Annotated in this window: 16 protein-coding genes; 1 reads left to right on the top strand and 15 read right to left on the bottom strand. The window is 54.9% G+C overall.

The window, feature by feature from the left end:
• Positions 1-20: 20 nt before the first annotated feature.
• The 10 genes from iolC to RB298_RS12040 form a co-directional block, all read right to left on the bottom strand.
• Entirely contained in the window at positions 21-1,034 is a 1,014-nt protein-coding gene (gene iolC, locus RB298_RS12085; RefSeq protein WP_486047168.1) for a 5-dehydro-2-deoxygluconokinase, read from the bottom strand.
• Between the two features lie 250 nt (positions 1,035-1,284).
• Positions 1,285-2,199: a myo-inosose-2 dehydratase gene (iolE, locus tag RB298_RS12080; protein WP_486047167.1), complete on the bottom strand. Its 915-nt coding sequence runs from the start codon at positions 2,197-2,199 to the stop codon at positions 1,285-1,287.
• A gap of 232 nt (positions 2,200-2,431) precedes the next feature.
• Positions 2,432-4,297 carry a 3D-(3,5/4)-trihydroxycyclohexane-1,2-dione acylhydrolase (decyclizing) gene (gene iolD, locus RB298_RS12075; RefSeq protein WP_486047166.1) on the bottom strand — a complete coding sequence of 622 codons (1,866 nt, stop codon included), beginning with the start codon at positions 4,295-4,297 and terminating at the stop codon, positions 2,432-2,434.
• A gap of 127 nt (positions 4,298-4,424) precedes the next feature.
• On the bottom strand, positions 4,425-6,647 hold the full coding sequence (locus RB298_RS12070; protein WP_486047165.1) for a glycoside hydrolase family 88/105 protein: 2,223 nt from the start codon (positions 6,645-6,647) through the stop codon (positions 4,425-4,427).
• Positions 6,644-8,419, bottom strand: coding sequence for a hypothetical protein (locus RB298_RS12065; protein WP_486047164.1), 1,776 nt, complete (start codon positions 8,417-8,419; stop codon positions 6,644-6,646). The genes RB298_RS12070 and RB298_RS12065 overlap by 4 nt, the downstream gene beginning before the upstream one ends.
• A gap of 25 nt (positions 8,420-8,444) precedes the next feature.
• The gene (locus RB298_RS12060) at positions 8,445-9,320 is read right to left on the bottom strand and encodes a carbohydrate ABC transporter permease (protein WP_213578983.1); all 876 of its coding nucleotides are present in this window, start codon (positions 9,318-9,320) and stop codon (positions 8,445-8,447) included.
• 26 nt (positions 9,321-9,346) lie between these two features.
• Positions 9,347-10,249: an ABC transporter permease gene (locus RB298_RS12055; protein WP_486047163.1), complete on the bottom strand. Its 903-nt coding sequence runs from the start codon at positions 10,247-10,249 to the stop codon at positions 9,347-9,349.
• 84 nt (positions 10,250-10,333) lie between these two features.
• A complete protein-coding gene (locus RB298_RS12050) occupies positions 10,334-11,959 on the bottom strand; it encodes an extracellular solute-binding protein (RefSeq protein ID WP_486047162.1) in 1,626 nt (541 codons plus the stop codon).
• Between the two features lie 440 nt (positions 11,960-12,399).
• Positions 12,400-14,706, bottom strand: a complete 2,307-nt coding sequence (locus RB298_RS12045) for a helix-turn-helix domain-containing protein (protein WP_486047161.1) — start codon at positions 14,704-14,706, stop codon at positions 12,400-12,402.
• Positions 14,707-14,906: 200 nt separating this feature from the next.
• Positions 14,907-15,956: a Gfo/Idh/MocA family protein gene (locus RB298_RS12040; RefSeq protein WP_486047160.1), complete on the bottom strand. Its 1,050-nt coding sequence runs from the start codon at positions 15,954-15,956 to the stop codon at positions 14,907-14,909.
• Between the two features lie 190 nt (positions 15,957-16,146).
• Between RB298_RS12040 and RB298_RS12035 the strand changes: the two genes are divergently transcribed.
• Positions 16,147-17,034, top strand: coding sequence for a helix-turn-helix transcriptional regulator (locus tag RB298_RS12035; RefSeq protein ID WP_486047159.1), 888 nt, complete (start codon positions 16,147-16,149; stop codon positions 17,032-17,034).
• A 161-nt stretch (positions 17,035-17,195) separates the two neighbouring features.
• Here RB298_RS12035 and RB298_RS12030 read toward each other — a convergent pair whose 3' ends face one another.
• The 5 genes from RB298_RS12030 to RB298_RS12010 are packed head-to-tail and all read right to left on the bottom strand — an operon-like array spanning position 17,196 to position 25,492.
• Positions 17,196-19,565: a DUF4962 domain-containing protein gene (locus RB298_RS12030; protein ID WP_486047158.1), complete on the bottom strand. Its 2,370-nt coding sequence runs from the start codon at positions 19,563-19,565 to the stop codon at positions 17,196-17,198.
• Positions 19,549-21,783 (bottom strand): heparinase II/III domain-containing protein, encoded by a 2,235-nt coding sequence (locus tag RB298_RS12025; RefSeq protein ID WP_486047157.1) that lies wholly within the window; start codon positions 21,781-21,783, stop codon positions 19,549-19,551. Before RB298_RS12025 ends, RB298_RS12030 begins: the two co-directional genes overlap by 17 nt.
• Before the next feature lie 8 nt (positions 21,784-21,791).
• On the bottom strand, positions 21,792-22,559 hold the full coding sequence (locus tag RB298_RS12020) for an SDR family NAD(P)-dependent oxidoreductase (RefSeq protein WP_486047156.1): 768 nt from the start codon (positions 22,557-22,559) through the stop codon (positions 21,792-21,794).
• Positions 22,560-22,574: 15 nt separating this feature from the next.
• Complete coding sequence (locus RB298_RS12015; RefSeq protein WP_486047155.1) at positions 22,575-24,446, bottom strand: cache domain-containing sensor histidine kinase; 1,872 nt, start codon at positions 24,444-24,446, stop codon at positions 22,575-22,577.
• The gene (locus RB298_RS12010) at positions 24,443-25,492 is read right to left on the bottom strand and encodes a response regulator transcription factor (protein ID WP_009590938.1); all 1,050 of its coding nucleotides are present in this window, start codon (positions 25,490-25,492) and stop codon (positions 24,443-24,445) included. The genes RB298_RS12015 and RB298_RS12010 overlap by 4 nt, the downstream gene beginning before the upstream one ends.
• Positions 25,493-25,586 lie beyond the last annotated feature (94 nt).

Genomic DNA, 25,586 nt, shown 5'->3' with positions numbered 1-25,586 from the left:
GATATATAATGAATGCTCCTTCAAGAATTGGCGGTAATTTCGCCTCGCTTGCAGCGCTCGATATAATCGAGAACCGCGGCGCTTGTCGGCATCGCATCGGAGCAGCTGTGGCTGGAGATGACGATGCTCGCTGCAGCACTTCCGAACTCCATGCAGCGTTCGATGGCCCAGCCCTGCATCAGGCCGTACAGGAGGCCGGCGGCATACGAATCCCCCGCTCCGAACGTCTTGATGACCTTCGCCGGAAAGCTTTGGGCCGTATGGCTGGCACCGCCGGGGGTATAAGCGATGGACCCCTCCTTGCCGTGCTTGATAATGACGATTTTGGCCCTGTAATCAAACCACTTGGCAGCCGTGACGCGGTCGCTTCGTTCCGGGTTCCCGCCGAACTGCTCCATCATATCGAACTCTTCGCGCGTGCCGAGGACAATGTCGCATTTTTCCGCCGCTAAATTGTAATAGGTTGCCGTCTCCTGCGGGGATTTCCAGGTGTACGGACGGTAATCGAGGTCGAACGCGATCACGGCGCCGTGGCGCTTGGCATAGTCCAGAGCCAGAAACACGGCTTCCCGGGAGGGGCTGGCCGCGAGCGCGGTCCCGGAGATGAGTACCATTTTGGCGGATGCGATCAGCTCCTCGCTCACTTCCCCCGTCTCCAGCAGCAAGTCCGCGGCGTTGTCCCGATACATCAGAATGCTGCAATCGGTCGGGCTCCTGATCTCGGTAAAAGCCAGACCCGTTACGGCCCCCGTGTGGTCGGTGGAGACGCCGTTCGTCGCAATCCCGTTATCCTCCAGATACTTGGTAATAAAACGCCCCATCTGATCGTCCGCCACCTTGCCGATGAAGCCTGTATTCAGGCCCAGGCGGGCCATCCCGATACAGATATTGGCGGGGGATCCGCCCACATATTTGGTAAACGTGCTCGTCTCTTCCATCGGCCGGTTAATCTCATTGGCGTTCAGGTCGATGCACAGTCTGCCCACGGCCACGAAATCCATCGGTTTTTCGTTATTGAACGTGATTTCACTCATGGATAAACCTCCTCGTTCGGATCGGCCCTGGCCGAGCAACCATATGATTCTGACTCCATGGCTCCGCTCTTCTATGGACCGTATCGCTTACAGCTCGTAATACTTTCAGTTAAAAATTTCCAAACGGTAAACACTCCCCGCTCAAGCCGCGCACATTTGAGTTCGTTACTGGGGGATGAGTAAGTTACGATTCCTCCCCAAACGGGAGTCATGTCGCCTTGAGCCAAGCTCGACCCTCGAGAGGTGGACTTCAACCCTGTATCTTCTTCAGTCCGTCCAAGCTGTCCAAGTATTCAATCGCCCGTTGAGCGTACTTCTTGGCCGGATGCAGCACCGGATCCTGCTCACCCTCCAGCATCGCCCAGCCGTCATAGCCGCGTTCAACGAGCTCTCCGATTATCGGCGCGAAATCGATGCATCCATCGCCGGGAACCGTAAACACGCCCCTGCGGATGCAGCTTACGAAATCGCAGTTGTCCAGTCTCGCCTGTTCCAGCACATCAGGCCGGATATCCTTCAGGTGGATATACGCGATCCGGTCATAATGCTTACAGAGCAGCTCCAGCGGGTCGTTCCCCCCGTAATAGGCATGACCGGTATCGTACAGGAGAGACACCAGCGAAGCGTCGGTCATGGCCAGCAGCCGGTCGACATCGTAAGGCTGCTCCACAACCGTACCGCCATGATGATGATAAGCCAGCTTCATGCCGTAACTCGCCGCAATCTCCCCTGCCTGATTCAGCCCTTCCGCCAGGCTTTCCCATCCGGCGTCATCCAACCGGAGCACGATGCTCTCATTCGGCGTCCGGCGGGGATCGAAATGCAGCGAGCCGCCTACCTCCGCCGTGCTGATGACTTTGCTGCCGAACCCCGCCAGAAACTCCGCATGCCGGCGGTAGTCCTCCAGCTCCTGCTTCCGGTAATCGGGATCGGAGAACAGCACCGATTTCCACTGGGAAACCAGCTGGATACCGCGGGCATCCAGCTCCCGCTTCAGAACCGCAGGATCCTTCGGGAATTTACGGCCCATCTCCGTGCCTTTCAGCCCCAAAGCCGCAATATCGTCCACAATCGTCTCAAACGACGTGCCGTCTCCATGCTCTTTTACATCCTCGCCGACCCAGTTGATGGGATGGATCCCAAGCTTAAACAGCCTGTTGCTCATATCCAGCACTCCTTTGCTTTGTGAGGTAGGGGCATGCTTCCTTGCTCAAGTGCCCTTAGCAGTCGGCTTTCTTGCCCCGAACACCTTCATGGCCTTCCGTCTATAGGGCTACCTTGACAGCCTTTCTTGTCCGCACCGCGCTTGCTTTCTCCTGCGCAGATGTTTCGCGTTGGATGACGGTCATCAACCACATCCTTAGGCTATAAAGTTAAAGGCCTTTCAGCGCTGCCGCTTAGTAGGGCCTGGCTTCCTTGCTTCGAGCCGCCATCTGGCGCTGCGCATCGGTTACCTTGTTAGAGGAAGATACCTCCGGCACCTCCACGCGCCACCAGGACTCATAACCGTCGGTGTTCGTTCCCGGAACGACCGGAATTTCGATCAGCGTTGTCACCGTTTCCTTCCGTGCCTGAAGCAGCGCTGCATGCAGTTCTGCCGGCGTGCGGCCCTTGTAGGCTTTAGCCCCTAGCGCGCGTGCGTGGGCGGCAAAATCAATCGGAAGATAATCGCCGGTGAGTCGTCCCGTGCCTTCCTCGCGGCGGCGGAACTCGTTGCCGAAGCCGTCGCTGCCGTTGCTCCGCTGCAAATTGTGAATGCATTGGAAGCCGTGGTTGTCGAACAGCAGTATCGTTATCTTGCGACCTTCCTGCAAGCTGGTGACCAGCTCCGAGTGCATCATCAAATAACTGCCGTCCCCCACCAGCGCATAGACCTCGCGGTCCGGTTCCGCCAGGACCACGCCCAAGGCGCCGCTTACCTCATATCCCATGCAGGAGAAACCATATTCCATGTGGTACGTTTTCGGTTCGGCCGGTCTCCATAACCGGTGCAGATCTCCCGGAAGACTGCCAGCCGCACAGACGATGACCGATGACGGGGAGATGACCTCGTTGATGACGCCGAGCGCCCTCGTCTGCGACAAGCCGTCGGGATGCTCCGCAGCGTACAGACGGTCTACCTCACTGTCCCACTCGGCTTTCAGCTCAGCAAGCTCGCCTTTTTCGTACCCGGCTTGATAGCCTTTTTGAGACAGGATCTCCTTCAGTGCCTGCAGCCCTTCCTTCGCATCGGCGATCAGCGCTTCGCCGCCGAGCTTGGCTCCGTCCGCGCTGTTGACGTTCAGGTTCAGGAACGATACGTCCTCCCGTTGAAACGCCCATTTGGAGGACGTCGTAAAGTCCGAATAGCGGGTGCCGATGCCGATAATCAGATCGGCCTTTGCCGCTGCGCGGTTCGCCGCCAGCGAGCCGGTTACGCCCATCGCCCCCAGGTTCAGGGGGTGATTCCAGGGAAGCGCGCTTTTACCGGCCTGCGTTTCTGCGACCGGGATGCCGAAGGCTTCCGCAAAGGCTGCCAAATCCCCGGTTGCCTCGCTGTAGTGCACGCCGCCTCCGGCGATGATGAGCGGCCGCTTGCTTGCTGCAAACCGCGCCGCCGCCCGCATCAGTCCATCTGCCGCAGGCGGTCGGCGGTCGATCGCGTGCACGGTTTTCTCGAACAGCGATTCGGGGTAATCGTAAGCCTCAGCCTGCACGTCCTGCGGCAGCGCCAGCGTGACCGCTCCCGTCTCCGCGGGATCCGTCAAAACGCGGATCGCCTGCCGGACCGCCGCAATCAGCTGCTCCGGCCGGGAGATCCGGTCCCAGTACCGGCTCACCGGCTTGAATGCATCGGCGGCCGATACGGTGTAGTCCGACGAGGCTTCGATCTGCTGAAGTACCGGATCAGGCTGGCGGCAGGCAAAGTTGTCCCCAGGCAGCAGCAGAACCGGAATACGGTTCACGGTTGCCGTTGCCGCCGCGGTGACCATATTCAGCGAGCCGGGTCCGATGGAGGAAGTGCAGGCCCAGATTTGCCGCCGGTTCTTTTGTTTGGCGTACGCCGTTGCGGCGTGCACCATGCCCTGTTCGTTTTTGCCCTGCATATAAACCAGATCCCCGGCGCTTCGTTCCAAAGCCTCGCCAAGGCCGGTCACGTTGCCGTGGCCGAAGATTCCCATTACCCCGCGCACGAACTTCGTCTCCACCCCATCGACGGAAACATACTGTGCATCCAAAAATTTCAGCAGCGCCTGTGCCATCGTTAATCGAATCGTTGTCAACCGGTTCATCTCCTTTTCATCGTCAATATATCCTGTGAAGAAAGCCATTTACGAATTAAGCGCTTAACTCATCGTACCGAAACGCCTAACCAGTTAACGGTTAAGCGCTTTAATGAAAGTGTATGCCTTACTTGCCGTTCAGCATGCCTTTCAATTTCATGATCTCCGCGCACGCCAGCATCATGATCCCGATCCCGTGGTTGTCATTGACCACCGTGAGCAGATCATGCTTATAATAGTCCCCGGTGAATGAATAACGGGATCCGCTGCACACTCCGTGCACGCTACCGTGACGGTCGATGGCCTGCTCGGTCAACCCCTGCCATGTTCGAATGGCTGCATCGGCAAAAGGTGCAGGCTCCTCCAGCCAGCCGAACCGGACGCCTCTGGCAAAGGCATAGGCGAACATGGCCGAGCAGGAAGCTTCCTCATAAGCTTCCGAATCGGTAATAACCTGCCTCCAGAGTCCTGACTCCCCCTGATAAGAAGCAATTCCGGCGCACAATTTACGGAAAAACTCAAGCAGCGCAGGCCGGTCCTTATGATCCTCCGGCAGACGTTCCAGCAGTTCCGATAAGGAGAACAGGCTCCATCCGTTTCCGCGCCCCCAAGGAATTCGGGTCGCTTTCCCGTATTTGAAATCGAATACGTGGCTCATCACGCCTTCCTCCGGCATGAACAGATACTCCCGGTACCTCAAGAACTGCCTGGCCGCTTCGTCCAGATAGGAGGAATCGCCTGTCATCCCGGCGTAGCGTGACAAGAACGGCGTGCTCATGTACAGATCATCCGCCCACATCGTATCTGCGGAATACTCCGAAACGCACAGACGATAGAAAGCGCCGTCCTCCCGGCGTTCCAGTCGGTTCACCATAAAATCCGCAATGTCCTCCGCGACTTTTACAACTTCCGGATTGCCGCTTTCCTTATCGTCTTCCAGCATCGCCGAGCCGAACGAACCACAGTTGTCCAGCATCTTGATCAGCACCAGCTGATGGTTCACGGACGGAAATCCGTAGGTATCCCGGTCCCAGACGGCGTATTCGTACCATTGGGTGCAGATGTCGATATGCGCCCGGGCATATTCCGCGATATCGGGCCGCCCCAGCGCTCGCGATGCTTGAAGAAGTCCATACATCGTCACACCGAGCGGATAGTCCCAGCGCCCGAAATTGGTGGCGGACCCGGAGGTCCATTTGTTGCTCAGCATGGCGTTCTCATAGAACGGCCTGACCCGGTAGCCCGGCGCATCCAGGGACCAGCCGGTCAAACCGCGGCCGTCCGCGCGCGGAAACAGTCTATTGACCGAGCACACCTCCTCCGGCGTTTGCTCCTCCCCTGCGGCCAGCGGCCCGGCATACATCCACGGAGACGGGGCGCCTTGTACCGGGACGGGAAGCTCAAACTCCAGCTCTCCCTGTGAAGTATAGGCATGAAGCTCAACCCCCCATCCCGACGGCCCGCGGCAGCTGCGTACCAAAAGATCCCCGCGGCAGGCCGAAGCGGGCAGCTTGCAACCGAAGTGACCTCCCTCATTGTCCATGACGGAATCACCGCCGATCCAGATCTCCGTCCTGCCCATAGTGCTGCCCTTGAACTCAACATGGTCAACGCCGGCAGGCACCTTAAGCCGGCTCCATGCATACCCCGCAGCCGGGGCCTCCGGCAAGCCGAATATTCTCTCGAAATTCGGTTTATCCGCTTCCTCTTCACTCCAGCCTGTGAGCGGAAGCCAATCCATGCCGGTGTCTACTTCGGACCCGTGAGCGTTCGGAAAGACGCCGCTTTCGCCGAGCGTGCCGGCAGCCAGCGGTCCGACATATGCCCAACCTGCGGTGTCCTTCCGGTCTGCAAAAGGAGACAGCACCTGCAGAATGCGGACCTTGCCCTCCACGGCTCCGAAGCGGCAGCCGAATCCGGCTTCGGTCCTCCGGACCTCAATCAACAATGTGTTCCAGCCCGGGCTCAGCACCAGCGGAATGACGATTTTGGCATCGGGCTTCATCTCGTCCTCGGCACCCGAACGATACATCAACCGCTCGTTCAGATAGAAGCGGACCGGGCTGTACGGCATGATCGCGGCATCCAGCGAACGTTCATCGTCGCTCCACACCAGACCAAGGGCGTAGGCCGCCTCCCCTTGCTTCGCTTCCCGGAACCGGTCGCCGAAGTTGAAGTCATAATATCCTTCCTCGGTCTGAAGAATACCCGTTTCGGCGAACGGCCGCAGCGCGAACGGAATTTCCGGATTCGCCCCGATATAGCGCCCTGCGATCGTCTTCAGTATCCCGGCATCATCGTCGCCCATCCAATACCGTATGCTTTCACGGGCTTCGATATAGCTTGTCATGATGATCCTCCCCTTTCCGTTCGGTCGAACCTCGCCGCTGGCGAAAGCTTGATATGAATCTCCTTCACGAAGGGAGTCACCACATTCAGCAGCAGCGTTCGGAAGCCGAGCGGATAAGCCGCTTCCCGGACGCCAGCCGCCGTGTGCTGCAATCCGCCTCCGCTGATTTCCAGCCAATCGCCGTCTATCTCGTAACGAATGCTCCCTTCCATCCAGAACTGGGCATCCCCGCCGGCTGGAGCAAGCTCTCCGCCGCTAAGACTGCCGGCCGCCGGAAAAATCAGCGAGATTTGCGACACGACCTCCTCCGGCTCCGTCGAGGAAATGACCAGCTTCCAGCCATCGCTCGCTTCCACCACTTCCACCTCCACCTTGTGCCGCTGGACATGCGTCTGCGGACGGCAGTGATGCGGCAGCAGATACCAAGGGCTGACGCCTTCCCTTGCACTATCAGGCAGAGCTGCTTCCGGCACCGGTCCGTTATAACCCTTTTCCTGTTCGCCGGATAACCGGTATCCCTGCTCCAGCGTCGTCAGCCGGCTCATCTTGACAAAGCCGGGGTCGAAATAGGAAGCGAACTGCACGCCGAGAAGGCGAGCCGCTCCATGACGCAGAGAAAAGAAGGAGGACATCTCCGTGCTCACGGTCACGCTGGTGCGGCCCTCACGGATTCGCGCGACCGGAGCCCCAAAATCCGTGTGCATCCGGCTGTATCGGATAACGCCGTGATGGCCGGCACCGGCATATCCGGACAAGTAGCGCTCCCTTGGAAATTCGCCGTTCAGCACGACGCGGTAATGCTCCGGCATGGGCGTTGTCTCTGCACGCTCGCGCATGAGACCCGGATCCAAGAGCAGCCGAACGGCTGCGTTGGTCGGTGCTCCGCCGGGATGTTTCAGCAGAGACAGCGACTGTTCCGCCATCCCTTGAAATACCGGATCGCGGTCAAGGGAAGCCATCATCAGAGACGGCAGGAAGTACCCCGACATATCAAAACTGTGACCATAATCCTGCCGTCCGGAATATTCCGTGACGATTTCCCCGTCCGGGTGGACCAAATAAGTCATCATCTTCAGATTGGCCCGTACCGGTACCAGCAGCTCCGGACGCTTCAGCAGCCTGGCCGCGTGAATCAGCATGACATCGCTGACGACGTTGTAGATCCCGTTGCTGCGCTCGGTCCATTCTCCGTCCAAGGTGGCGTCCATGCCTTCGGCGAGCCACTCCTCCGCCCTGTTCAAGGCATCCCGCGAATCAAAAAGCTCATTCAAGAAGCCCAGCGCCGCGCAGATCACCCATCGGTGGTTCGGCGTATGGCAGCCTCCGGTAATCAGCGCAGGCAAGGTGCGTTCCAGAAACAGCAGCATATCCGCAGCCGCTCCCTTCAGCTCTGCCCAACCGTCAGCCAGAATCAGCTGTGCGGCTTGCGCATATCCAACCACCACGAAGGCGGTATCCGGCGGGGAATGGAAATTCGTCCAGCCGGGCGAAATCGTACCGTCGCCGTGCTGAGCCGCAAGCATATAACGGGCCGAAAGCGCAAACCTGTGTGCCAGCTCCTTATCGCGGTAATATGCGGATGCCGGATTGCAGAGTGCTGCTGCCCATATCGCCATGGCGGTCGGCGTCCCTGTGTTATGGTTGGGCGATGGCAAACCGTTCTCCATGGTGCGAACCCCGCCGTGCCAGCGATGCGTTTCTTCTAAGATCTGGCGCTCCATCCCCTCCCGCACCCAGCTGTCATTGACTTCAAAAACCCTGTTCACCATCATACGATCCCCCTAATATCCATCATCCTTAGCCCTTCACGGCACCCAGCATCACGCCGCTGACGAAGTAACGCTGCAGCCACGGGTACACAACAAGAATCGGCACCGTGGCAAATACGACGCTTGCCGCTTTCAGGCTTTCCGTGGTTGCTCTGACACCGGCTGCCGGTCCCTCGTTGCGGGTCAAATCCGTAATCATATTGTTCTGTACCAGCTGATACAGCTTCAGCTGCAGCGGATAAAGCTCTTCCTTCGTAATATAGAGCAGCGTGTCCTGGAATCCGTTCCAGCGCCCGACCGCGTAGAACAGGCTCAGCGTCGCAATGACCGGCAAAGACAGCGGCAGAATGATTCGAAGCATCGTTCCGATTTGGCTCGTACCGTCGATCTCGGCCGCTTCCTCCAGGCTTTCCGGAATTCCGTTGAAGAAGGAGATCAGGATAATTAGATAAAACGGACTGATCAGCCCCGGAAGAACAAGCGCCCAGATCGTATTCAGCAGGTTCAAGTCCTTCACGAGAATGTACTCCGGGATAATGCCCCCGCTGAAGAACATGGTCACAATGATGATAAACATAAACACTTTGCGGCCCTTCAGCTTCTTTTTCGTCAACGGGTAAGCGGCAATCATCGTCATGACCATGCACAGCACCGTCGTCAGCAGCGTCAGCATAATCGTAAAGCCGAGAGAACGGATCATGCTGGAATCCGAGAATACGGATTGATAAGCCTGAAGGCTGAACTCCACCGGAAACAACGTCACCTCGCCGGACGTTACCGCCCGGTTGGAGCTGAATGAAATGGCGATAATATGGAAAAAAGGCGCCAGACAGAGAAGTACGAAAACCGCCAGCAGGATCATGTTTACGGAATCAAAAACGCGGTTCGATACACGCTCGCTCATGAGTGAATCTCCTTTCTGCAAAAACGTTAAATGATGGACTCGTCCGTCAGTTTTTTGGATGCATAGTTGGCGCCGAGGATAAAGACCAGCCCGACGACAGCCTGGAACAGGCCGACCACCGTTGCCAGGGTATACTGCCCGGATTCCAGCCCCGTCCGGTACACATAGGTACTCAACACGTCGGAATAATCCATGACCGCTTTATTGCCGATGACAAACGGACGGTCAAAGCCGATCGAGATCATATTGCCGAGGTTGATGATGAGGAGCGTCACAATCGTCGTTTTCAGGCCCGGCAGCGTGATATGCCGGATGCGCTTGAATCTGCCCGCTCCGTCCACCTCCGCCGCTTCAAACAGCTCCTTGTTGATGCCGGTCAAGGCAGCCAGATAGAGGATGGTTCCCCAACCGGCGCTCTGCCACACCCCCGTCGCGAGGTACGTAATGAGCCACGTGTTTTTTTCGGTTAGAAAAGGTACCGATTCAAAACCGAGCGCCATCAGCATGTTGTTGATCATCCCGGATTGCGTGCCGAACACCTGGTATACGATGCCGCCTATGATAACCCATGAAATGAAATGGGGAATGTACAATATCGTTTGGGACAAACGTTTAAACCATTGGATTCTAAGTTCATGAAGCATGATGGCGAGAATCAAGGGCGCCGGAAATGATACCACAAGGTCCAGCAGGTTGAGCATCAGCGTATTGCGGAGGGTTTTATAAAAATCCTGGGTCTGGAAAACTTCGCGAAAGGCATCCAGTCCAATCCATTCACTTCCGGAGATTCCTTGGAAGAAGTTGAAGTCCTTAAAGGCGATCTGTACGCCCCACATCGGGCCGTATTTGAAAATAATGAAATAGACCAAAGGCAGAACAAGCAGTGCGTATAATTGCCAGTACCGGCGCAGGTAAACGGTTCCTCTCATCTGTATCATCCTCTCCTTGTCCATGACGCCGGGAGCGAAGGAACGGCCTCTTGAAGAAGCCGTCCTTTCCTTTTTCCCGCTGGTTTACTTAGGTTGCATTTCCTGATAAACTTTGGTCCGCTCATCAAGAATCGCCTGGCCGCCGCTGACCATGTAATCCTTCATGGTCGCTTCAAATGTTTTCTCGAAATCTTCCGGTTTCGCCATGGCCGTTTTCACGATCATCTCTTCGTATTTGGCCTGCAGGTTCGTGCCGTATTTCGCCTCAGCCTCGATCGGACGGTCGAAATTGACCGGCTTAAACGTATCCGTTGCCGAAATTTCCACGGCCTTGCGATGCAGATCCTGGAACTTTTCCGGGAAGTTGGTTGTCAGTTTCTCCCGGTTCTGCGTTTCGTCGCCTACAAAATTACCGTTGGCGATAATGGCAATGTCGCCGCTGTTGTAAAGCCGGTCAATCACCTCTTGAGGAGCGTCGGTCTTCATGACGGGAATGCCGTCCACCATTTCGTAGTTCTCGCCTTCCACGCCGTTTTGCAGCGCCAGCAGATTGTCCGGGTCAGCCATCCAGTTCAGGTATTTGATCGCTTCTACAGCATGTTGGCTTGTTTTCGGAATCATGATGTACATGCCATTTGGAGCGTATTCCGGCTTCGCATGCTTGCCTTCGGAGTTGGTGAATGGATCGATCGGCATAAGCTTGGCTTCCGGCTGGTTTTTGAGCAGCGTGTCATAGGTGCCGTCGGCGTAGTACATGTTCGGATAATCCTCCGTCAGGAAGCCCGTAAGACCGTTGGTCACGTCCTGGGTCAACTGCTTCTTGTCTTCGTCCAAGCTGAAGTCACGGCTGATCAGCCCTTCGTTGTAAAGCTTGTTGAAAAATTGCAGCGCATCCTTAAAGCCCGGAAGCAGGGTCGGATAGTCGTTGGCTCCGAGCTTTTGCAGCAGCGTATACTTCTGCTCTTCCGTAGTCGGCTGAATAAAGGACCAGATCAGCGGATCATATTGAGCCGGTTCGATCGTCATGCCGAAGGGAATCACCTTGCCGCCGGTTTCGCCCGGATCCTTTTCTTTAAAAGCTTTCAAGACCGCGTACAGCTCATCGGTCGTTTGAGGCACCTCCATGCCGAGCTTTTCCAGCCAATCGGCGCGGATAAAGGAAGAATACTTGCCAAGGAAGGCCCGTTTGCCGGGAACGGCGAACTGTTTGCCCATGTACTGGCCGTAACTCATCGCGTCCTCATCGAGGAATTCCTTCAGATTCGGACCGTGCTCGTTGATCAAATCCGTCAGTTCCGTCAGCCCGCCCTGCTCCGCGTAGCGGTTGAAGGTCGGCGTGTCATACGTAAATACGATATCCGGCACATTGCCGCCGCTCGCCATGAGAACGTTCAGCTTCTTGATCTCCTCGGAACGGGGGACCGGTACGAATTCCATCTTAATGTTGTTAGGGGTTCCAAAGTTGTCCTGGATATATCGGGTAAGATAACTGTCGGTGATGGTATAAGGCTTCGGTGTATTGCCGCGGTCAAAAATTTCGACCTTCAGCGTAACCTGCTTGCCGTCATTGGAGCCGGAATCCCCGCCCGAAGCATTGGTGCCGCTGCCAGAGCCTGAGGAGCACCCGGATAATACGACCGTTCCGACCATCAACATGACCAGCGTGAGCTTTGCGAGCTTGCCCCATTTTTTCTTGCTTGCTGCCATCATTACATCCCCTTTTCTATTTGGATTATGTCCCTGCCGATTTGCGCCAATCTTATTCATGATAGAAAGCTGCGGATTCATCCGAATTGCTTCGGATCCCGTAATGTAAGCGCTTAACCTCTCGGGTGTTCTCAGTATGCCTCAAGGGCAAGCGGATGACAATAAACCAAATTCCAAACGCGAGAACCCGCTTCGTTACAAGGTTTCAACGTAGAGAAATGACGATTTTCGTTATCTAAACCGTTTTCTAATCATGACTTTAATGCTTGATATATCCGGTGTTTGTTCCGTTTGCAGAACCCTTCCACATCACCCGTGGCATTCGGTACGCATACCGACATTCTCCAGAAAATGCGAAACGGGTGCTGCTTCCGGCCGGAAACTTCTGCACCCGTTTCTGGATAAACTATAATCATAAACCGTTTTCGTTATCGAAGCGCTTTCTAGGATCCGAGCTCCGTCCCCGGCGCAGGCTTCATTCGCAGCTTTCGGTAGTCGCCCGGCGTCACACCCGACGTCCGTTTGAACACCCGCCCGAAGGTAATGGAGTTGGCGTATCCAATCTTCTCCGCAATTTCCTGTATCGAGAGGTCGGTCTGCGCCAGAAGCTCCTCCGCCCGCTTCATGCGCAGCTGTACGAGGAAATCCACGAATTTCATATCGTATTCCATCTTAAACAGATAGCTTGCATATTTTCCGGAAATCTGAAAACGGTCGCTCAGATGCTTCAGGGACAAATTCGGATCGTCGAAATGCTCTTCTATATAGTGCTTCATCTCGCTGATCATGGCACGGTAGCTCTTGGTTTCGCTAAGCGCAACATAGGTGCGGTAAATTTCCGTCAACTGATCGGTGATCCTGCTCTGCAGCTCCTCTAAGGTTGCGGCTCCAGCCAGTACGTGCTCCCTGCCCTCCGACAGCTGGTTCCTCAGCTCGTCGGATAACACACCGACCTCCCGGGCCAGCAGCTGAAGCATGCTGTTTACCAGAGAACGGATCGTATCGTCCTTCAGACGCTCTGCCTTGAATGAAACAAACATGTCCTTCAGACGGGTTCTCCAGCCTTCATTATTTAATCGGAAGTCCTTGACCAGCTCCGAGATTTCATTCAGATAAGGAAGCAGGCGGCTTAAATCTCCCCGGGGCAGCTCGTCCCCGACCAGCACGGCATGATCGCCCATCGCCAGCCTGTGGCCGAGCGCCTCGGAGGCTGATTGGTGCGAAGCGCCTATTTCATGCAGCCCGGCAACCGTGCTGCCCAGCCCGAACCTCACCGACAAACGAAGCTTTTCCTCGACCCAGCTCCGACATTCCTCAGCTGCGCGGATCAGGGAAGCACGCGTCTCCTCCTTCATCTCCGGAAGCGCGATCAGAATGCCTACGCGGCTGCCGGCGATCCATTCTAGCCAGCTGTTGAAGCCGGCATTGCGTGCAAGCTCCTGGAACACGTTCATCAAGGCAAACTTCAGCACGTTCTGGTCGCGGACGGTATGAACATCCTGAAAACCGCTGTAATCGTTGATTTCACCGAGCAGGATGACGTAACCCGCCGGCTGTTCCGGCAGCTTCATCGGAATCAGCTCTGCCATCCGGGACAGCAGTTCCTCTTCGGGCTTCTGCCCGCTGATCAGGTCCATGAACAGCTGGCTGCGCTGAAGCTGGAGATTCTCGTGCCGCTTTTTGTCATAGTCCATGGACCGGCTGATCAGGCTTTCAAGCGCACTATCGATCATGGAAAGCTCATCCTTGGCGGCCTGGGGCATGTTGAGCTGAATGGACTCGATGCGGTTCATCATGGCTTTGATCGGCTGATAATTCCGCCTGGTAACATAGACGATATAAATAACGGCAAGCACCACGGTTACGAAGCCGATCACGATCCAGATGTAGGATACGACCGACACCCAAGCATAGAGCTGCCCGACCCGGAGACCGCTTTCAAAAGTCCATCCCAGCTGATCCGATTGCAGCGTCGTCAGCACCTTGCCTTCTTTGGCCCGCTTATCCTCTCCGATTTGGGATGCTTCAAATATGAGATCTCCGCTGGAGTCCAAAATATTCAAAAAGGAAACGCTGTCATTTATCATCGGATTGATCATCTGCTCCACCCGGTACATGCTTACGTTAATGACGAGCAGCCCTTGGCTTCCGAAGGGAAGCGGCAAATTTTTATACATGGAGATGACCTGCTTCGGCTCGTTCTCCCCGAGTCCCGTCATGGATCGAACGGCGGACCACCCCCGGTAGTCGTGCTCTTTCACGGCAAACTCGATATAAGAACGGTCCGGAAAAGTCGAGAGCGGGCTTTGGCCGCTGGTGGTCAGCACCGACTGATCCGAATGACGGTATAAATAGACCGATTCGATCAGGTCGCTGCCCGATTGTAACCCGCGGAGACGTTTGACAAGCGAGTACATCAAATTTTGGTCGGATGACGGGTTGCTGAACAAATAGCTTGAGTATAGGGCACTCGTTTCCGCTTCGTTCAGCACGTTCATCTCGATGGCGTTGATGGAACGATCCAGATCTTCCATAATAAAACGCGTGGAAATTCCGTTCGCTTTGGCTGCCTCTTCGCGCGAGGCCTCATTAAACATGATGAATGAAAGAAACACCAGGATCGTAATCGTGATGAGGAATATGGGAAAATAGGAGAGAAGCAGCTTGCGGTACCAGTTTTGCTGCAAAGAAGTCATTCCTTTCTCTTCCAGGTTAAGCGTTTTACTTATGCTTGTGCTATATTGTAGCATGTCCGTGTCCCTCCCTGGAAGAGGGCTGTCTTCGAAAGAAGGACGCTGATACAGCATTGAAACGAGGACATCCATTGTTACAATAAAAAAAAGCCGCGATTATCGCGACTTCTTCTATGCTTTTGTTCACGACCCACCCGTAACTGCAAAGCTATTCGAGTTCAGAGGCTGGATACGTTTCGAGTACTCCTCAGCCAAGGTTAAACGCCCATTCCGTTCATGAACTCCGAGATCATGATTTTCCGTCCGGTCTTGGCGCTTTCCAATGCAGCCAGCACCATCGCCATGCTGTATACGTTGTCGCTGCAGTCCGTTTCCGGCTTGATGCCGGCTTCCAGTGCGTGAAACATATTTTCCAGGCAGCTATGATGTCCGGTCTTCGCCATGGCAGGCAGCGTGCCTTCGATCCGCTCATACTTCCGAATGAAGCTTCCCGATTGATCCCCTTCCGCCACGACCTCCGCATAGATCTCGTCATGTCCGTCCCAGATTGCCGTTCCCCTCTCACCCGTGACGCGCCAGGCGGCTTCCCAGGAGGTTTGAGCGCCTTCGGCACACCAGGACCCGCGGTAATTGAACACGGAGCCGTCCGACATTTCATAGATGCATATCGCCATCGCATTGCCGGCGTACCAGGAACCGGGCGGGTTGAACTCCTGACAATATACGGATACCGGATCGGCTCCGCTGATCATGCGGGCCTGATCGAAGGTGTGAATGGCCATATCAAGCAGCAGGGGACTGTCCATCAGGTCCCGGAATCCGCCGAAATGCGCGCCAAGAAAGAAATCCGCCCCTATGAAACCGGGCTTTCCGATCGCTCCGCTATCGATCAAAGACTTGAAAGCCCGTATTCTCGGATCAAATCGGCGGTTTTGCATAACGGCATGGGTTCTGCCAGCAGACTCTGCCAGCTTCACGATATCCAGACATTCCGTCATCGATTCCGCTAACGGTTTTTCGCTGAATACATGGCACCCGTGCTTCAGCGCAGCCGTGCTGATCCCATAGTGGCTGGCGGGAATGGTCACATCGAATACGATATTCGCACCGCTTGAAGCAAGTGCATCGTTAATATTGTCATACGTCGGACAGGAAAGACCGTGCCGATCGGCAAATGCCTTCGCGAAAGTCTCCTGAATGTCCACGAGACCCACGATTTCAACGTCCTCCCGCCCTTTGGCATAATCCGCCCAAGTATTCGCCATGCTCCCGCATCCCGCGATAACAACTTTAAACGCCGTGGTCATATTTCCATTACTCCCCCTGAATACGTCATCGTTTGATTAACCGCTTTCAAATCATCGCCTAGTGGTTGTAATCATTCCGATATTGGCTTAATGTAGATGAAGCAACTTCATTATAATGGCGAGACACAACAATATCTCTATACAACCTTGTGCAATACCACTCTTATCTTGCGGTTCGAGGTGAATTCGTATGTCCTATCCTAGAGAGCTTCATGAGAATACCAGGCTTGGCGATAAGGCGTATCCCGTACAGGTATTTCATAACTTCTGTCCCGGTGCCAAAACGAAGGATTGCATCCTCTATCTCCACTGGCATGAGCACTTTGAGATCCTATGCATGCGCCAAGGGCGCGCCGTCTTCCATATTGATACCACCGCATATGACGTTAAGGCTGGAGAGTTCATCATCATCCCGGGCGGCAGTCTGCATGTGGGTTATGCCCTCGAGGATGGCGATGTGCGGTTTGATTGCGTCGTGGTGAATGCATCCCTGTTCAACGATTCTCTTCATGATCCGGTTCACGCGCGTTATGTCGCTCCATATATGGAAGGCCGGCTGCGTTTTCCCGTCAAGCCTGCGGAGAGTGACCCGGCTGGCGCAGATTGCTATCCGCTGCTGGATGAAGTCATTGAAGAGCTTGCCGTCCGCCGTCCGGCTTTTGAGCTCATTGCCAAGTCGAAGCTGTACACCCTGTTCGTGCTGCTGGCGCGCACGTTCATGCCCGCACAGCTCGCGGAGAAAACGAACGAGCCTTATTTTGCGAATCGGGAGCGTTATAAAAAGCTGATACAGCATATCGAGAACAACATCGGCGAGAAATTGCCGGTGGAGGCCGCCGCTGCGGAAGTCGGTTTGAATCCGTTTCATTTTTGCAAAATGTTCAAGCGTTTAACGGGCCGCACCTTCGTGGATTACGTCAACCTGACCCGGATGAATGAAGCGGAACGGCTGCTTCGCGAACGGACGTTGACCATCACGGAAATTGCCGGCATCGTCGGCTGCAGCAACCCGAATTATTTTACCAAGCTGTATAAACAGTACAAGGGCATGACGCCTTCCCAGGCAAGGATGGTATAAAGCTGCAAGTTGATCCTGATTGCTTAGCTGTTATTTCAAGCTGCTCCCTGCTCGATGATAAATTGGCACCATGCATCCTATATAATAAAAGACTCAACTCCAGCAAAGGCTGCTGTATGTTGAGTCTTTTGGCATTCGTTATCGCATCGGCGAAGCCCCACTTAATACGCCTTGGGCACCTCCACTTTCCTGGTATTCCCGTCTTCGTTCGTGAAATAGATATGAACCCCATGGTCCTGATCGTCCAGAAAATACGAGACGTATTTACTCTCATCCACCTTCATCGGCACCAGGAGAGTCGCGATGCGATGGCTTGAAGCTGACTTCGTCTCCGCATGCAGATGCCACTGATTATCCAGCCCTTCGATCTCTTCGGGATCGACGCCGGTGAATTGATTATGCTGATTCAGCGATAGATCGCCTGAGGAGCAGTACACGAATCGTCCCTCCATCTCCGCTTTGCTGCCCATCACTCGGAAGGTCTGCCCCGACAGCTTCATCCGGTTCAAGGCATGGAACAGCCACTCGATGCTGGCTGGCTTGGCAAGGTCCACCGTATCCACGATCACAACATAAGATTCGTCGAAGAAATAGATTTCGCGCACATAACGCTCCAGGTAGGGGACATTCTCCCGATAGGCCTGCGTTGCGTTCATGCGGGCGTACCCCAAGCCTGCTGCAGCGTCGACTTGCTCCACCCTGCCGCTGGCCTCGATGCAGAGAACCTTGTCTTTTCCCGCATACTGACCATGGCCATCGATAAGAATATTGTTCGTGGAGCGCGTCTGCCTACGCCAGTTCATATGCATCGTGCTGCCGAAGGCGATATAGTACCCGCTCTCGATAGCCAGCGGCTCGCCGTATGCGTGCAGCAGGAAGCCGTTCTGGTCACCGTGACTGTGGCTCATCGAGCCGTATCGGCTGCTCTTCGCAAGCAGCATGATGTGTTCATCCGGATCATCCATCCGGTGATGCATTGCCACCCAGTCAATATCGCGGAACCATTTGACGGATTGAATGGCCCCTTCATTGGGTTCCGAAGCGTCCGATAAGGCAAAGGGAACGGTATCCGATGGAGGAACGGCTTCCACCTGAGGAAAGTCATGCCGATACAGCATATCGTCAAACCGGAAATCCCACCAGCCGTAATTATAAAATTTGGAGTCGGCATCCGTATCCGATTTGGCCACTTGTTCGAAATACCATTGATACAGCCCGTTTCCCGTAATGCCTGCAAACTGGCGAATATTGAAGGCCGTCTTCAGGCTGACCGGTTCTCCGAGGTAGGACTGGTCTCCGAAGCTGGCCCGAATCGTATCCGGACTGCTGCAATATAGCGGAAAATCGCCGGTGCGCCCGAAAAACGGACGTTTATAAAAATCGATCGCTACGTAATTGCGGATGAGATTGAGCGCATCGATCACGAATGCCATGCCGGTTGTCCAATAGAGCGGCCCTTCCGCCCAGCCCCCGTCCTCTCCGCCCCATGGGGAGTAGAGGCAGGCGTAGTATTCCAGCGTGTAATCCAGCCATGTCCGCGCGCTCGCTTCTTCATGAAGCAAGGCGATGCAGGCTGGGACCAGAACCGAGGATAACGAACGAACCGCATGGCTGTCGTAAGGGACGTGATGGATCTTCGAGCGCTCCATCACATGGAAGGCCACCTGCTCGGTACGGCGCAGCAAGGCGCCCCTGACGAGATCAATCTCCTCAGCGCCGAGGTAATCGTGAAGCCAGTCGTACCCCCAGGAAAGCGCCCCGACCATGCGGAATGCGGCTTCATCGTTGTAATCGCGGGACGTTGTTCCCTCCGTATCCCAACGGGCCGCGTGGAGCAGCCACGTTTTCGCTTTGGCTATCAAAGCATCATCCTGCAATATAACTCCTGCCACGCTTAAATGCCGGACGGCATAGAGCGTTTCCTGGCAATCCATGTACATTTGTCGCCACAGCTTCGCGACGCGCTTGTTGCCCGGATAACGCTCCGGTTCCGGGATTAGCGGCTTATTCACCCATGGAAGGACCGATCTCTCGTAAAAGGCCTGCCAGCCGCAGTAATCTTCATCCTTGCGGAGACCTTCCCGGAACGCCTCAATCCCCTTTTCGTCCAACCATAATCGCGGATGACCGGTATGCGTGCGTTCGTACCTTTCCGCTCTGCCGGGCAGGGGAGTCTCGGGCAGCCCCGCCGGGACATGAAACATTCGGGATTGGCTCCAAGAAGAACGGTTATGCTCCAAGTCCGCGGTATCCTCGACTTGCTCACCGGTCAGCAAGGCATAGCGCCAATAATAAGTACCCGGCTCCAGCGGTCGATCCGGAGTGTATAAGTTATAGGGAATCGGCGATATCGTCGTCGTGGCCCCCGTTTCATACGAGGGTGAAGTCGAGATCTGCAGCATATAACGGTCGTCCTCAAGCTGTCCCGGCATCCAGGTGAAACGGGGAGGATTCTCGAGAAGCTTACTCCCTTCGTCCGGTTGATACGGCACGGACAATAATCCGCTTTTCGGTTCAAACAAGGTTTTCATCGAGCACCCTCTCCTTCAACCCGTTGTTGGTCATTGTAAAGCTTCTTGTCGTCCTCCCATCCGACAGATGGAGCCAATCCCCGTCCGCAGCATGCGTCCATCGCAAGGATATCGGCTCATCTCCGGCACGATAAACGACGATGAAGCGGGCTTTCGAATCCAATCGGTGAAGCCGTATTCCTTCCATGGGACGGCTGGGATCGTCAGCAAGCCCAGGTGATTCCACTCGTGAGCATACCGTTCCTTCAAAGGTGGCAAAGGATGCTACCGCAAGCGCTCCTGACTCGTTAGCGATATGAAGGTCAACCTGCATACCGTCTCTGGACCATACGTTAGAGGAGCGCTCTTTTACGTATGCGCGTCCGTCCTCGTTTCCCGGTTCCGCCGACCCGCTGTACTGAACCTCATCCGAAGCTTGGCGAAGCTGCCCTGTGCCGACGTAATGAAACCACCAATCCACGGCGGCCGGTTCATCCAATTCCACTTCGAACCAATCCAGCAGCCAATCTTCCGCCATGATCAAATGCCGGTCCAGAACGCCATGATCGTAGGCCTCATCGGCCCGAACCCAAATATAGGAACGGTTTGGAGCGGATTCATACCGCATGCATTTGCCTTCGGCCGGATTCTGCGAGCGGCCGCCTACGGAGACGGTGTTATGGCAGGCAGTATGGGGGTACCATTCCTTTTTCAGAACCGATCCATAAGGTACAGTTCCACGATCTGGCGAAAGAGGCTGATCCCCGGCATGAATCATCAGATTCAATTTATCAAAGTGACCATGCGATCCGCCATGGGGGCCAAAATCAATCAGCGCTTGAAGGCCTTGGGGATCGTTCGTCCTTAACAGGGCGAACCCGCTGTGAGGAAGAAAAACGGGATTAGGCGATTCGCCGTCCGCATGGTTTAAGGTACCGCCTGCGATCCCCCCCGCTTCATGAGCTGTCAGATCACGATCTGCTTGCATAGCTTCTCCCGGTCTTGGGACCTCACGGGTGACCTGTACTTCGATAATATCCCCCGTTTCCCATATCTCGCCCGATTTCAACATACGGGAGTTCCTCATGCCTGGAGCGGCCGTTTCGTTTCGGCCATCCCAAGATCCCGTGCCGTACAGCAGTGCCTCCAGCATGCCGATTCTGCCGGCTTCTCCGTTCAGTTCCCGATATGCATGGCCAAGCAATCGTCGATAGCTCTTATCCCCATACACGGATAAGCCGATCTCCGCAACTTCCGCAATTTCTCGCGCGAATGGTGCCCTGCGATAAGGACCGTCGTGAAGTGCAGGCAGGAAGCCGTTTGGGTCTGACAATCGAACCAGGACCGATAACATGCCCTGCATGCATTGGCCTTGCTCCCCTCTCAGGGAAAAAAGCTCTTCACCAACCCTGCTCCCCATTTCCGCAGCAATCAGGTAAGCACGAAGCACGAATACGTGATAGTAAATACTGCCTTCAAATTCAAGCTGATCGGGCTTGACGGCAATGGTGAGATGATGGCGCAGCCCGCCTTCCTGCTCAACCAGCTGCTTCAGCTTCTTCGTTTCGCCTTGCACCGCATAGATACAGAACAAAGCGGCGATCAGCCAAGCGGTATAGTTGTTCTCAGGATTTCCGCGTTCCCGGGACAAAATATGATGATATTCCGTCATGCTGCTCTCCAGCATGTACAGGAACCGGTCAATCTTCCGAAGGTCCGCCTCATCAAACCATACGCCCTCATCCCGCAGAAGCAGATATCCACGAAGAAGCGTCGTTGCCCAGATGGCTTCGGTTAAAGCCTGATGGAATGCCCTCCCTTTCAGCATCCATGGCTGCGCATCCGGGTGGACAGGATACAGCGGAAATTGCTCTGCATACCGAACGATCAGCCGTTTTCCAAGATCGGCGTAAACCTTCTCCCCCGTGCCCGCATAGACGGCGGCGGATTGCAGAGCATACCGTGCCATGGCCTGATGCTTGAATACCAGCCATGCTCCCCGATACGGTTCTCCTCCCCATTCGCAGCCATACGGACAGCGAAAGGTGCTGGAGTCGTCTTCCAGAGAATCAAACAACAGCTCCGTATGATGTTCGGGACAAACGAATTGGTGCCACCAGCCGCCGGGCTCCAGGGGAACATCCAGCTTCCGGTCGATCACTTGGTCCAGCTCGGCCTTCAGGATATCGATCGTTTGCACGCTCCACGCATACGAGTTCAGCTTCGCCTTCACCTTCATCCCATCCCTCATCGCATGAACATGCCGCCGTTGATTTCAATCGTCTCACCCGTTATATAAGAAGACAGCTCCGAGACGAGAAACAGCACGGAGCCGGCGACATCGTCCGGCGTGCCCTCTCGCCCAAGCGGAATGCCCTGAATGGTAGCTTTGCGCGCATCATCCGGGGTAAAGGTCGCGTGAAACGCCGTTTGCCCGATAAAGCCAGGGGATACGGCATTCACATTAATTCCGCTTGAAGCAAGCTCCTTCGCCAAGCCTTTGGTAAAACTCAGGACGGCAGCCTTGCTCGCTGCATAAATGCTGGCGCCCGGTCCGCCGCCGTTGTGCGCCGCAACGGAGGTCATGTTCACGATGCGCCCTCGACCGGCCGCTTTCATCCCCGAAATGACGGCTTTGCTTACGAATACCGTGCTTTTCATATTGACGTCCATGATCTTGGCGTAGAGCTCCTCGGTCATTTCCGCATTGGCCAGCCGCTGGACCAAATGTCCCGCATTGTTAACCAGAATCGTCACCGGTTCGCCGAACGCCTTTTCCACTTCCGCCACAAGCGCCTCCGCCTGTTCTGCTTGCGCAACGTCTGCGCGAAAAGCGCGGGCTTCGCCGCCAAAATCTCGGATCTCGGCAACGGCCTCTTCGGCAGCCTCCTTGCTGTTCAGATAATTCAGCGCTACCTTGGCTCCGCTTCTCGCCAGCATGATGGCAACCGCCCGACCGATTCCTCCGCTAGATCCTGTGACTAAAGCGACGTTACCCGATAGATTTATTTGCATGTTGATCCCTCCTGATTAGGTTTGCAGCTGTTTCAGCCTGTTTTCTTGCTCACGCATTCTTTCCATTCGCGGCATCGTCATGACGATGCTTGTGCCTTGACTCGGCGAACTATGAACCGTTATCCCGTACGCTTCGCCGTAAACCATCTGTATTCGCCGATGGACGTTCACGATGCCGATGCCGCCTCCGCGCCGGGCGCGTTTCCCCTCTTCATCATCGACCAGGCGGTTTTCCTCGAGCCTTTTGCGCAGTTTATGAAGCTTATGGTCCGCAATGCCTGCCCCGTTGTCCTCGACAATGACCAGAAAATTGTCTCCGTCGACTCTCGTATCAATCCGAATGTAATGCCACGCCTCGATTCCTTCCGGAAAGGCATGCTGGAAAATATTCTCCACAATCGGCTGCAGGGAGAGCCTGACCATCTTCTCCAACAGGAGCTCGGGCGGCGTTGCCACCTCGATCTCAAAATCGCGCCCGATCCGATGCTTCAAGATCATCATGTAATGCCGCACATGGTTCAGCTCGTTGGCAATCGTGATTTCCTCCAGATTGGTCTGAATGGAATATCGAAGCATGAAAGCCATGGCCTCCACCATGTCCGAAATTTCGTCCGAATCCTGAACGATCGCGTAACAGTTGATCGTTTCCAGCGTGTTGTACAAAAAATGCGGATTGATCTGCAATTGAAGCGCCTGAAACTCGGCACGCTGGCGCTCCAGTTGGATGTCCTGCAGCTCCAGCTGCGTCTTCTGGTTGTGGAGCTCCGTGTCGTATACCTGCTCGATCATGTCGGACAACCGGCTGACCATGAGATTGTAGCTGTGGATCAAACCCCCGATTTCATCCTCGCGCGGTTTCACGTCGGTGATGTGCGTCCAGTTCCCCTTCTCCGTCTGCCTCATCCCGTTCTTCAAATTACGGATCGGATTCACGATCGATTTCCCGAATCTGTATGCCAGAACGAGCGCAATGAACAAGGTGACAAAGCCTACGATAATGGTGGTGGAGCGGATGCCCGAAATCGGCGCCCGGAGCTCATCCAGCGGCATCATAATGACGAGGCTCCAGCCCGAATATTCGGACTGGCGCGAGATGATCATCGCTTTCTCGCCTAATACCGGTTCAATGAAGCGATGATCGCCCTTGGCGATAATGCGCTTCGGCAGGTCCGTGGTCGTGATGCCCTCCATATCCACGTGCTCTGGTGCATAAACGACCTCGCCTTCACGATCCAGGATGAAAAAGAAACCCTGTTCCCCGAGGTCGACGCCATTCCATAAACCCGACAGCTGATCTTCATTGAATTCTACTGCAAGCACGCCTTTGACGTCGTAGGAATTCATTCCACGGATTTTGCGGGCAACCGTAATGACGTTGTCGCGATCCTGTTCCAGCAGGCTGGTCTTCAAGATGACGATCTCCCCGTTCCCCGGCGTCTTCTCCGTCAATTCACGAAGTCGGTCCGACGGATCGATCGACATGGCGGAGAAATTCTGGTTCTGATCGAAAATCGACCGGCCATGGAACCCCAGAATGTACATCATATGGGTCTGCGTGGGGTATTGAATGAAAATCTTCTGAAAGACATCCTTTCGGATGAGATGGGTGAACCGGTAATGCTCGTAGCTGTCGCTGGGGTCCATATCCAAAAATCGCTTCACCGAATCCTGCAGCAAAATCGTATTGCTGATCCGCTCGAACATTTTCAGCTGATTATCCGTTTGCCTTGCGGCGTTCGTGATGACGGTAGTCATATACTTCTCGACCTGCTCGTCGATCGCTTCGGATGATTTCATATAGAAGAATACGCCGACCGTGGTAAGCGAGAACATCACGACGATGAAGAAGTACAGGAAGATTTGACGGGACAGGCTCTTCCGCATCATTCGATCCCCAGCATCTCCCGGTATTCGGAAGGGGTGTACCCGGTGACCTTCTTAAAGGTTTTGGTAAAATGGGGATGATCCGCATACCCCACTTCGAACGAAATGTCCGTAATTTTATAATGCGGAATGGCAAGGAGCTTCTTCGCCTTCTCCATTCGTTTCTTGATCCGGTAATGGACAAAGGTCTCGTCCGTCATCTGCTTGAACAGCTGGCTGAAATAGGACGGATTGAGTCCAAGCATGTCGGCCACCTCATCCAGCGAGAGATCGCGGGACAAGTTGCGCTCGATATAGGCTTTCGCTTCCTCTACGGGCTCCTTCGCATTTCCTTTTCTCTTCTCGCGTATGAGTTTCACCGTCTGATTCACGGCCAGACGAAATCTCTCAAAATAATGATGGTTCCCTCCGGGCGCAGGCCCCGATATTCCCGTCATGCGTTCGAACGAATATACGTCCCTGCCGTTTAACTGCTTGATCAATTTCGCGTACAGCTCATCCAGCAGCTCCTGAAGCTGGATCGATTCGAACCGGCGCTCATTGCAATAATCCTCGATTTCCTGCAGCTTCATCTGGATATCGTTCATTTGCAAATGCCATACGGCCAACTCGAGCTGCTCCAGCCAATCCTCCAGCTTGGAAAGCGGAAAATAGAACCGCTGCTTCTCCTGCATGGATTTTCGATCCGCCATCAATTTGTTCATGGTGTTATGTACCACCGATTTGGTCACGGGCTTGAGCAGATATTCCTTAACCCCATACGACATGCATTTCTGGGCGTATTCGAAATCGCCGTAACCGGAGATGACAACGACCGTGATATCGCCGTATGCTTCATATAACTGCTTGCTTAACTCCAGGCCGTCCATCTTGGGCATCTTGATATCCGTAAATATGAAGTCCGGTCGTGCCGTCTGGATCGCTTCCAATGCTTCCATGCCGTTTCCGGCCGTTTCCGCTTGAATCATGGCCGGATCCGTCTGCGTGATCAGTTTCGCCAAGCCCATCCTTATCATAGGTTCATCATCAACGACCAGAATGCGGTACATCACCCATTCCCCTTTCAAACCAGCGAGAGTAGTTTAGCTTTAGCAAGATACTCCTCTGCTTGGACAAGCAGAGGAGTCATTCTTCAACACTATA

This window comes from Priestia sp. BR_2 (assembly GCF_041954005.1).
GTDB classification, from domain to species: Bacteria; Bacillota; Bacilli; order Paenibacillales; family Paenibacillaceae; genus Paenibacillus_AQ; species Paenibacillus_AQ lautus_A.
Note: the sequence above shows the minus strand (reverse complement) of the source record. Positions and strands in the feature narration are given on the sequence as shown.

Coding starts and splice junctions, on each gene's coding strand:
- iolC (WP_486047168.1), bottom strand. CDS start 1,034: ATGAGTGAAATCACGTTCAATAACGAAAAACCGATGGATTTCGTGGCC.
- iolE (WP_486047167.1), bottom strand. CDS start 2,199: ATGAGCAACAGGCTGTTTAAGCTTGGGATCCATCCCATCAACTGGGTC.
- RB298_RS12070 (WP_486047165.1), bottom strand. CDS start 6,647: ATGACAAGCTATATCGAAGCCCGTGAAAGCATACGGTATTGGATGGGC.
- RB298_RS12065 (WP_486047164.1), bottom strand. CDS start 8,419: ATGATGGTGAACAGGGTTTTTGAAGTCAATGACAGCTGGGTGCGGGAG.
- RB298_RS12060 (WP_213578983.1), bottom strand. CDS start 9,320: ATGAGCGAGCGTGTATCGAACCGCGTTTTTGATTCCGTAAACATGATC.
- RB298_RS12055 (WP_486047163.1), bottom strand. CDS start 10,249: ATGAGAGGAACCGTTTACCTGCGCCGGTACTGGCAATTATACGCACTG.
- RB298_RS12050 (WP_486047162.1), bottom strand. CDS start 11,959: ATGATGGCAGCAAGCAAGAAAAAATGGGGCAAGCTCGCAAAGCTCACG.
- RB298_RS12045 (WP_486047161.1), bottom strand. CDS start 14,706: ATGCTACAATATAGCACAAGCATAAGTAAAACGCTTAACCTGGAAGAG.
- RB298_RS12040 (WP_486047160.1), bottom strand. CDS start 15,956: ATGACCACGGCGTTTAAAGTTGTTATCGCGGGATGCGGGAGCATGGCG.
- RB298_RS12035 (WP_486047159.1), top strand. CDS start 16,147: ATGTCCTATCCTAGAGAGCTTCATGAGAATACCAGGCTTGGCGATAAG.
- RB298_RS12030 (WP_486047158.1), bottom strand. CDS start 19,565: ATGAAAACCTTGTTTGAACCGAAAAGCGGATTATTGTCCGTGCCGTAT.
- RB298_RS12025 (WP_486047157.1), bottom strand. CDS start 21,783: ATGAAGGTGAAGGCGAAGCTGAACTCGTATGCGTGGAGCGTGCAAACG.
- RB298_RS12020 (WP_486047156.1), bottom strand. CDS start 22,559: ATGCAAATAAATCTATCGGGTAACGTCGCTTTAGTCACAGGATCTAGC.
- RB298_RS12015 (WP_486047155.1), bottom strand. CDS start 24,446: ATGATGCGGAAGAGCCTGTCCCGTCAAATCTTCCTGTACTTCTTCATC.
- RB298_RS12010 (WP_009590938.1), bottom strand. CDS start 25,492: ATGTACCGCATTCTGGTCGTTGATGATGAACCTATGATAAGGATGGGC.